We start from the raw sequence: 8,219 nt of genomic DNA on the forward strand, positions 1-8,219 counted from the left end.
ATGTAACAGTGAAATTTCACGAATCTTAGATTTGGGTTAAAGTATTATTCTTTTATATTTAAGGCTATCTTCTCCAAAGTTTACTAGTAAACCTAGTTTGTTTTTTGATGCTGCCAGATAATTTAATGTTTGTTTTATTTCGCTGGTCGAAAGAGCTACAATTGCTTTTAATTCTAAAATGATTTGATCAAAAACCACAAAATCTGCGAAATAATAGCTTGATAAAATGATGTCTTTATATGCGATATTGTATTTCAATTCGCGGCTGTAGGGTATGCCATTTTTTTGAAACTCATATTCCAAAGCATCACCATAAACTTTTTCACTATGTCCTTTGCCTAAAATTTTATGGACTTCCATACAGATTCCTATAATTTTATAAGATTCTTCTTTTAAATACAATTCGCTCATCATCATCATCAATCATCAGTGAAATTTCGACAAAATATTATTTTAGTGCTAATTCGTGCAATTCGTGTTATAGTACCAACGGCACTTTTCTGAATTCATCTTCTTCATTGCTTTCGATTCCTAAAGCTTTGTAGATGTATTGGAACGTTGATAACAATTCTGGTTTTCCATCAATTAAAGCTACATCATGCTCGAAATGCGCGCTTGGTTTTCCGTCAGCAGTGGTAATTGTCCAGCCGTCTTTATGTTGTTTGATGTTTTTTGTTCCCATATTAATCATTGGCTCGATTGCGACAACCATTCCTTCGATAAATAACTTTCCGCGACCACGTTTTCCGTAGTTTGGCATTTCTGGTTCTTCATGCATTTTTTGCCCTAAACCGTGCCCTACCAATTCGCGAACAACTCCGTAACCATGTCCTTCAGTGTATTTCTGAATCGCATTTCCAACATCTTCAACGCGATTTCCAGCTTTAAATTCTCTGATTCCAACGTAAAGAGATTCTTTCGTTACCTGCAAAAGTTTTTTAACTTCAGGAGCAACTTCTCCAATTTCGAAACTATACGCGTGATCACCGTGATATCCGTTTTTGAAAGCGCCACAATCTACCGATATAACATCACCGCTTTTCAAAGGTGTATTATTAGGTATTCCGTGTACAACTTGTGAGTTAGGACTCATACAAAGTGAATTCGGAAAATCATATAATCCTAAAAAGCTTGGTACAGCACCGTGATCACGGATAAATTCCTCAGCTAATTTGTCTAAATATAATGTGGTAACTCCTTCTTTAATTTCAGAAGCAATCATTCCTAATGTTTTAGATACGATCAAAGCACTTTCGCGCATTAATTCGATTTCTTCACGTGATTTTACTATAATCATAATTTCGGATTTTCAGTTGGCAAAAGTACGACTTTAATATTATTTTTTTTAGATTGAGAAGTTTAAAATTTTTCGCCACGAATTTCACGAATTGGCACGAATTAATTTTTATAATCAGCTCAAAACGAATGAAATTATTAAAAATTAGTTTTAAAGCACATACAAGTAGTGATAATTCGTGAAATTCGTGAAGAAACGACAATGAATAACGTTTCGGGTTGACAGAAAAAAAACGTAAATTAGTAAGTGTTAAAAAACAATAAGTTATGGAAACATCTATAGATCAGGAAAATATATCAAAAAAGAAAGCTTTAAATAAAATGAAAGGCAACGCTTTGGCACTTTTAGGTGTTGCGGTGCTTTTATTTATCATTGCAATTTATTTTAAAATTCCCATGTTGCAGGCTTTTAGCGAAGCGGCAATGGTAGGAGGAATTGCCGATTGGTTTGCTGTTGTGGCATTATTTCGTCATCCGTTAGGAATCCCAATTTGGCATACGGCAATTATACCCACCAAGAAAAATGAGATTGGTGAAAACCTCGGGAATTTTGTTTCGGAAGAATTTCTGAATCGCGAAAAAATAGAAATTAAATTAGAAGAATTCAACTTCGCCACAAAAGCTTCAGATTGGTTGTCGCAACAGGAAAATGCCAATAAAATTGCCAATCTAGTGGCGGTGAATATTATTCCCGGAATTTTAAAAACAATAAAGGATGAAGATATAAAACGATTTATTCAATATCAATTTAAGGAAAAACTGGAAGGAATCAATTTTGGAGATTGGGTAGCATTGGCTTTAGAGCCTTTGCAAAAAGGAAATGTAAAAGATGAATTGCTTACCAATCTTCTGGATGTAATGAGTACAGAATTGAGTAATAACAAAGATCTGATTCGTAAAAAAGTGAAAGAATCTACGCCGTTCTTAAGTTTTGGTCTGGCCGATAAAAAGATTTCAGAAGGTGTTTTTAATGGACTGGCGGAGTTTTTACATGAAGCTAAAAATCCGGAAAGCGCAGTAAGAATAAAAATAGACGAATATGTTTATGATTTTCTGGATAAAGTAAAAAATTCCGAAGAAATGAGAATCAAGATCAATAATATGATTATGAGTTTTGCAGGTAAAAAAGAAGTTCAGGATTATATCAACGGAATTTGGGACGAAATAAAACTATCAATTTCGAATGATTTAGACAAAGGCGATCAGTCTTCTATTAAAAACAGTATTTCAAATTTGATTCAGGGTTTTGGAAACGGAATCAAGGAAGATCCCGTGATGATCGATAAGATCAATAATTTTATCAAGAACGATTTACTTTCGATTCTTTTAAACAATAAAAAAGTAATTGGAGATTTAATTTCTTCCACAGTAAAAAGTTGGGATGGAAAAGAAGTTTCAGAAAAATTAGAATTAGAAATAGGAAAGGATCTTCAATACATTAGAATCAACGGAACCCTTGTTGGAGGCTTAATAGGGATTCTAATTTATTGTGTCGAATGGACGTATCACTATTTTGTTTAAAAAAATAAAACCATATGAGTAATATAAGTTATTATAAGCTTTAGGCAGCTTTATTAAATGAACTTATATCACTTATATGGTTTTAAAAAAAATGAAGTGTTTCTACAATAACGAATGACAAGTCATTGCGTTTGGCTGCTGAACTCCCATTAGTTCTAAAATAGTAGGAGCGATGTCGCCAAGAACACCATTTTCGATATTTTTCAATTCTTTATCAACCAAAATAATCGGCACAGGATTCGTTGTGTGTGCAGTATTTGGGCTTCCATCAGGATTGATCATGGTTTCGCAATTTCCGTGATCGGCAATTACAATCGTGGTATAATCGTTGGCAAGAGCCGCTTCGATAACTTGTTTTACGCAAGCATCAACCGCTTCGCAGGCAAGAATTGCTGCGCTCATGATTCCGGTATGACCTACCATGTCTCCGTTTGCAAAGTTTAGGCAAACAAAATCAACTTCTTTTTTATTCAATTCAGGAACAAGAGCTGCTGTAAGTTCATAAGCACTCATTTCTGGCTGTAAATCGTAAGTGGCTACTTTTGGGGAATTTCTCAAAATACGGGATTCACCTTCAAAAGGAGTTTCTCTACCACCAGAGAAGAAAAATGTTACGTGTGGGTATTTTTCTGTTTCGGCAATACGAATTTGTTTTTTACCAGCTTTTTCAAGAACCTCACCTAGAGTTTCGGTAATATTATCTTTATTGTAAACTACTTTTACGTTTTGGTATGTTTCATCGTAATTGGTAAGCGTTACATAATACAAGTTTAGCTTGTGCATGTTTTGCTCATGAAAATCGTGTTGCGAAAGTGCTTCTGTAAGTTCGCGACCTCTATCGGTTCTAAAGTTAAAGAAGATCACCACGTCACCTTCAACAATTGTAGCTAATGGTTTTTCTTCTTCATCTACCATTACAATTGGTTCGATAAATTCATCTGTAACATGGTGCGAATAACTGTCAAGCATGCTTGCAACTGCATTTTTAGACGGAGTTCCTATTGCATTAACAACTAAATCGTAAGCTAATTTTACACGTTCCCAACGTTTATCACGGTCCATCGCATAATAACGACCAATGATTGAAGCGATTTTTACAGGAGTATCTTTGATATGTTCCTCTAAATCCTGAATGTATTTTGCGCCTGATTTAGGATCAACATCACGGCCATCTGTAAAAGCATGAATGTATACCTGGTCTAAACCATATTCTTGCGACGCATCAATTAATCCGCGTAGGTGAGAAGTATGAGAGTGAACGCCACCATCAGAAACTAATCCTAAAAAATGAACTTTTTTATTGTTTTCTTTAGCATAAGTAAAAGCATCAACTAGAACTTGTTCTTTGGCAAGTGTTTGGTGTGCTACAGCTAAGTTTATTTTGGCTAAATCCTGATATACAATTCTTCCTGCACCCAGGTTCATGTGACCTACTTCACTGTTTCCCATTTGTCCTTCAGGTAAACCAACATTCAATCCGTCGGTTCTAAGTTGTGCGCTTGGGTAGTTTTGGTAAAGGCTGTTTATAAAAGGAACTTTTGCATTGTCTATTGCAGATACTTTAGGGTCAGGAGATTTTCCCCAACCATCTAAAATCATAAGTATTACTTTTTTATTCATCATTTTTAGTTTTTTACAAAGATAAGTCATTTCTAAAATGTGCACGAAAGCATTTGTACAATTATGTTTAATAAAATGAAGTGTATTAAAAAATAATAAATTAATTAAAGAATTCTTTATTTTTTAAAATAAATTCATGCTAAGCTCTTTTTCTAATCTTATTTTTAGGAGCATTTTATTCGATGAAGCATTATTTACGATCTTATTCTCGGGTAAACAGTCGTGTTGGGTTTGAGATTTTTATCTGTTTTTTTAAGTTCGAAAATTGAAGTGATCTTTATGTAAAACTGAAAGACTATCGGAGGTATTTTAGGGTGATCTTTTCGATTCGCATAAACGGCATTTTCAAAAGAATAAAAAGAATTTTTTTTATGAAATTTCCATAAGCTACAATAAAACAGATCGTTTGTTGTTTTATTTATGAACGAATAAGTTTCAAAATTACCATTAATTTTTGTTTTTATTAAGAAAATTGCCATAAATCTTAAGATTGTATGCAGAAGAAAAAATCTTACAGAAATAACAGTTTTATGTTAATAATGTTAAAATTTCGGCAAAAAAGGCCTGATTTTCAGGGTAATATTTTGAGAACATAAAAATATTTATACTTTTGCCTTACCCAGATTTTTTATTAACCTAAAGAAATTCAATGATTTACAAAATTTATCCATTGCTAGTGTTTTTGCTATTATCTTTTGGTAAAGATTCAAATAACACTCCCGAAATTAAAGAAGCAACTACAAAAAGTATTGCTAAAGTCGAAAAATTTACTGTCGAAGCAAAAATTGAAAGTGTTTATCATATGCTAAATTCTAACAATTTTAATTTGCCGGGACTTAAAACTTTTTCTGAGGCCTTAAAAGGGTTTTATTTATTAAAAGAAAAAGGAGTTATCCAGAAAAATATTTTAACTGTTATTGATTTTAGTTTGTCATCAAATACAAAACGCCTTTGGGTAATTGATTTGACAACAAATACAATCCTGTTTAATTCTTTAGTTGCTCACGGAAGAAATACCGGAGAAGAATTTGCATCGAATTTTTCAAATTCAAATTCATCTTTCAAAAGCAGTTTAGGTTTTTATGCAACAGGAGAAATTTATCAGGGAAAACACGGAGCTTCTTTGCGTTTAGATGGTTTAGAAAACGGAATTAACAGTAATGCCCGTCAAAGAGGAGTTGTAATGCATGGCGCCGATTATGTTTCTGAATCTTTTATCAGAGATCATAAAAGATTAGGCAGAAGCCAGGGTTGTCCAGCACTTCCAATCGAGTTGACGGATGAAATAATTGAACTTATAAAAGACAAATCGTGTTTGTATATCTACCATCCGTCCAGAAGTTTTGCGATGGAAGAAAGACTAATTTCTTAATTTAGCATACAAATCCGAATCCAAATTATAAACATCAGCTCTGAAAATGAGCTGATTTTTTTTGCTCCATGCTGTCCAGTACCATTGATATAAAGCGTACTTTTTTGTAATTCTAATGCTCGTTGTCTTTTTTGAAGCAATAATAGTATCGATTCTGTCTTTTGACCATTTCTCTGAATCGTTTAAAATATGTTCGGCCAATTCCAGGGGATTCTCTACACGAACACATCCTGAACTCAACGAACGATTGTTTCTTCCAAAATTATTACGATGATTGGTATCGTGTAAATACACACTATGATGATTTGGGAATAGAATTTTCATTAACCCTAAAGCATTGTTGTAACCTGGGCTTTGTACATAACGATAATTTCCGGGTTTGTTTTCGTTCCAGTTGTTTGGCTCAACCGCATTTCCGGCAGTATCATATATAGTAATGTTTTTATTGGCTAAGTAATTTCGATTTCGTTTCATTGCCGGAACCACATCTTCCTTTAATATCGTTGGCGGAACGGTCCATGTAGGATTAAAAACAACCGTTTTTAGCGTAGAGGTTATAATAGGTGTTTTTCTTTTACTGGTTCCTACAACAACATTGCGAACCAAAGTAGTGTCCTGATTCTCGACCACATTCAGGCTGTAATCCGGAATGTTGATGATGAAATAGTTTTCGGCTAAATCATTAGTATACCATCTCCAACGCTCTAAGTTGGCGATAATTTGTTGCTTTCTTCTTTCTTTAGAATAATTTAAAGCGCTTATAGTACCTGCGCCAATGACACCGTCAGACGCTAAGCCATGTCTTTCCTGAAATTTCTTTATCGATTCAAACGTTTTTTGGTCGTAAATTTTAGTAAGAGTATCTTTTTTAGGCATGTCCTGCCAGTACATAAGCCTTTTTTTAATGTTTATTAAAGCCGAATTAGTATCGTTTAAGGTGATTTTGTCTACAGATTCAATTTTTTTGATATCATCATCCGGAAAAGTATTAATGATTTCAAGCGACTTTAATAGTTGTTTATATATATAAGCTTTAGACTGAATGTTATCAACCACACTGTCTAATTTGTTTTTATTAAAAGCTTTAATAAGAACATTGTTTACATCAAAAGTCTTCTCTTCCAGATCCCAATCATTATATAGCTTTTTAGGGTCTAATTTTCCTTTGTAAAGATGATTTAAATACTTTTCGAAATTATAAGTAATAAGTATGTCGTATGTTGCAAGATCAGCATCGCTTAAAGAAGCAATTTTTTCTTCGAATTTCTTTAGCTTAGAAGATTTGTAATCTTCAGGATCTAAACCTAATTCCTCAGCTTTTGATAATTGAGATAAAACGTAAGTTCTCTTTTTTAGGTTTCCCCAAACCGTTTTGTTTTCAGATGAATTATAAAATTGTTTCAGAGTTTCGCTTTTAAAAGTGCCTATAAGGGCAGTATCAATTGCTACTTTTCGTTCATCAGTAAGTATAATAGCCGGTGCGGTTTTTTTGACCACAGCAGGAATTGGTTTTGGTGTTTCTTTTTTACAGCCAATAAAAATGTATATTACTAATAAGAAGTAAAGTTTGTTCATTCGGTGTTTTTTTAAACATTAAATAATGTTCGATAATATTTTAATATCAAATGGTTCTCCTTGGGGCTGGTCTTCCATTTTTTTGTAAAAGCCATTTTGTGGCAGTTCTGATGCTAAAATCAGGTGAGCTTAATTCGCATTGCAGTAGGTTGGGCAATATTGAGTTTAAGCCTTTTTCAAATTCTTTTCTTAAGATGTCTTTGTTGAACGATCATCCAGAGAATTTGCCCTTGATTTTACTCGGCAAATATAGTATGGATTTTGCTCAATAACGAAATAATTCCTATTAAATTTTTATTACCAAATAAATCAAAATGAAACTTTGTTTTTAAATCATATCCTTGAAACATGCAACTACCTATAGGTTTCTTTATTTTAATAATGAGTTGCCGGAAGATATAAGTTCTTTGGGAGCTATTTATTTAATAATATTCCTATTTTTCGAAAAAAAAATGATTCTATAACTTTTTAGTTTTAAATGTATTATAAATTATTGTTGTTTTTTATTGAATTTTTTTGCGAAAAAGCTTGTTTTGAACTTAACTTTATTTTTATATTTGCACCACAGTAATGCGAAAGTAGCTCAGTTGGTAGAGCTCCAGCCTTCCAAGCTGGTTGTCGCGAGTTCGAGCCTCGTCTTTCGCTCTAAAAAACCGGAATTTAATTGTTTCGGTTTTTTTATCAAAATTAAATAATTATTGTTTTTAATTTTTTTAAATCATTTAATTGTTTATATTTGCACCCTGTTAATGCGAAAGTAGCTCAGTTGGTAGAGCTCCAGCCTTCCAAGCTGGTTGTCGCGAGTTCGAGCCTCGTCTTTCGCTCTTCAAGATCC

At 33.1% G+C, this 8,219-nt stretch carries 6 protein-coding genes and 2 tRNA genes; 4 read left to right on the top strand and 4 right to left on the bottom strand.

Going from position 1 to position 8,219, the window contains the following annotated elements; all coding sequences use genetic code 11:
* Positions 1-36: 36 nt before the first annotated feature.
* Both ACIDC4_RS21635 and map read right to left on the bottom strand, forming a co-directional pair.
* Entirely contained in the window at positions 37-411 is a 375-nt protein-coding gene (locus tag ACIDC4_RS21635) for a GxxExxY protein (protein ID WP_078008625.1), read from the bottom strand.
* A gap of 67 nt (positions 412-478) precedes the next feature.
* The gene (map, locus tag ACIDC4_RS21640; RefSeq protein WP_194618132.1) at positions 479-1,297 is read right to left on the bottom strand and encodes a type I methionyl aminopeptidase; all 819 of its coding nucleotides are present in this window, start codon (positions 1,295-1,297) and stop codon (positions 479-481) included.
* 266 nt (positions 1,298-1,563) lie between these two features.
* Between map and ACIDC4_RS21645 the strand changes: the two genes are divergently transcribed.
* Positions 1,564-2,817 carry a DUF445 domain-containing protein gene (locus tag ACIDC4_RS21645; protein WP_412044692.1) on the top strand — a complete coding sequence of 418 codons (1,254 nt, stop codon included), beginning with the start codon at positions 1,564-1,566 and terminating at the stop codon, positions 2,815-2,817.
* A gap of 102 nt (positions 2,818-2,919) precedes the next feature.
* Here the strand turns inward: ACIDC4_RS21645 and gpmI are convergent, their stop codons facing one another.
* The gene (gene gpmI, locus ACIDC4_RS21650; RefSeq protein WP_412044697.1) at positions 2,920-4,437 is read right to left on the bottom strand and encodes a 2,3-bisphosphoglycerate-independent phosphoglycerate mutase; all 1,518 of its coding nucleotides are present in this window, start codon (positions 4,435-4,437) and stop codon (positions 2,920-2,922) included.
* A gap of 649 nt (positions 4,438-5,086) precedes the next feature.
* Here gpmI and ACIDC4_RS21655 point away from each other — a divergent pair.
* Positions 5,087-5,809 carry a murein L,D-transpeptidase catalytic domain family protein gene (locus tag ACIDC4_RS21655; protein ID WP_412044693.1) on the top strand — a complete coding sequence of 241 codons (723 nt, stop codon included), beginning with the start codon at positions 5,087-5,089 and terminating at the stop codon, positions 5,807-5,809.
* On the opposite strand, the gene ACIDC4_RS21660 is transcribed toward ACIDC4_RS21655, so the two are convergent.
* The gene (locus ACIDC4_RS21660; RefSeq protein WP_412044694.1) at positions 5,798-7,384 is read right to left on the bottom strand and encodes a L,D-transpeptidase family protein; all 1,587 of its coding nucleotides are present in this window, start codon (positions 7,382-7,384) and stop codon (positions 5,798-5,800) included. The genes ACIDC4_RS21655 and ACIDC4_RS21660 overlap by 12 nt on opposite strands.
* Positions 7,385-7,956: 572 nt before the next feature.
* On the opposite strand from ACIDC4_RS21660, the gene ACIDC4_RS21665 reads away from it, so the two are divergent.
* Positions 7,957-8,029, top strand: a tRNA-Gly gene (locus tag ACIDC4_RS21665).
* A 106-nt stretch (positions 8,030-8,135) separates the two neighbouring features.
* A tRNA-Gly gene (locus tag ACIDC4_RS21670) sits at positions 8,136-8,208 on the top strand.
* The last annotated feature ends 11 nt before the right edge of the window (positions 8,209-8,219 follow it).

Source organism: Flavobacterium sp. C3NV (assembly GCF_046825355.2).
Lineage (GTDB): Bacteria > Bacteroidota > Bacteroidia > Flavobacteriales > Flavobacteriaceae > Flavobacterium.

Bases quoted from the DNA above. Each gene is read 5' to 3' on its own strand.
- ACIDC4_RS21635 (WP_078008625.1), bottom strand. From the start codon at position 411: ATGAGCGAATTGTATTTAAAAGAAGAATCTTATAAAATTATAGGAATC.
- map (WP_194618132.1), bottom strand. From the start codon at position 1,297: ATGATTATAGTAAAATCACGTGAAGAAATCGAATTAATGCGCGAAAGT.
- ACIDC4_RS21645 (WP_412044692.1), top strand. From the start codon at position 1,564: ATGGAAACATCTATAGATCAGGAAAATATATCAAAAAAGAAAGCTTTA.
- gpmI (WP_412044697.1), bottom strand. From the start codon at position 4,437: ATGAATAAAAAAGTAATACTTATGATTTTAGATGGTTGGGGAAAATCT.
- ACIDC4_RS21655 (WP_412044693.1), top strand. From the start codon at position 5,087: ATGATTTACAAAATTTATCCATTGCTAGTGTTTTTGCTATTATCTTTT.
- ACIDC4_RS21660 (WP_412044694.1), bottom strand. From the start codon at position 7,384: ATGAACAAACTTTACTTCTTATTAGTAATATACATTTTTATTGGCTGT.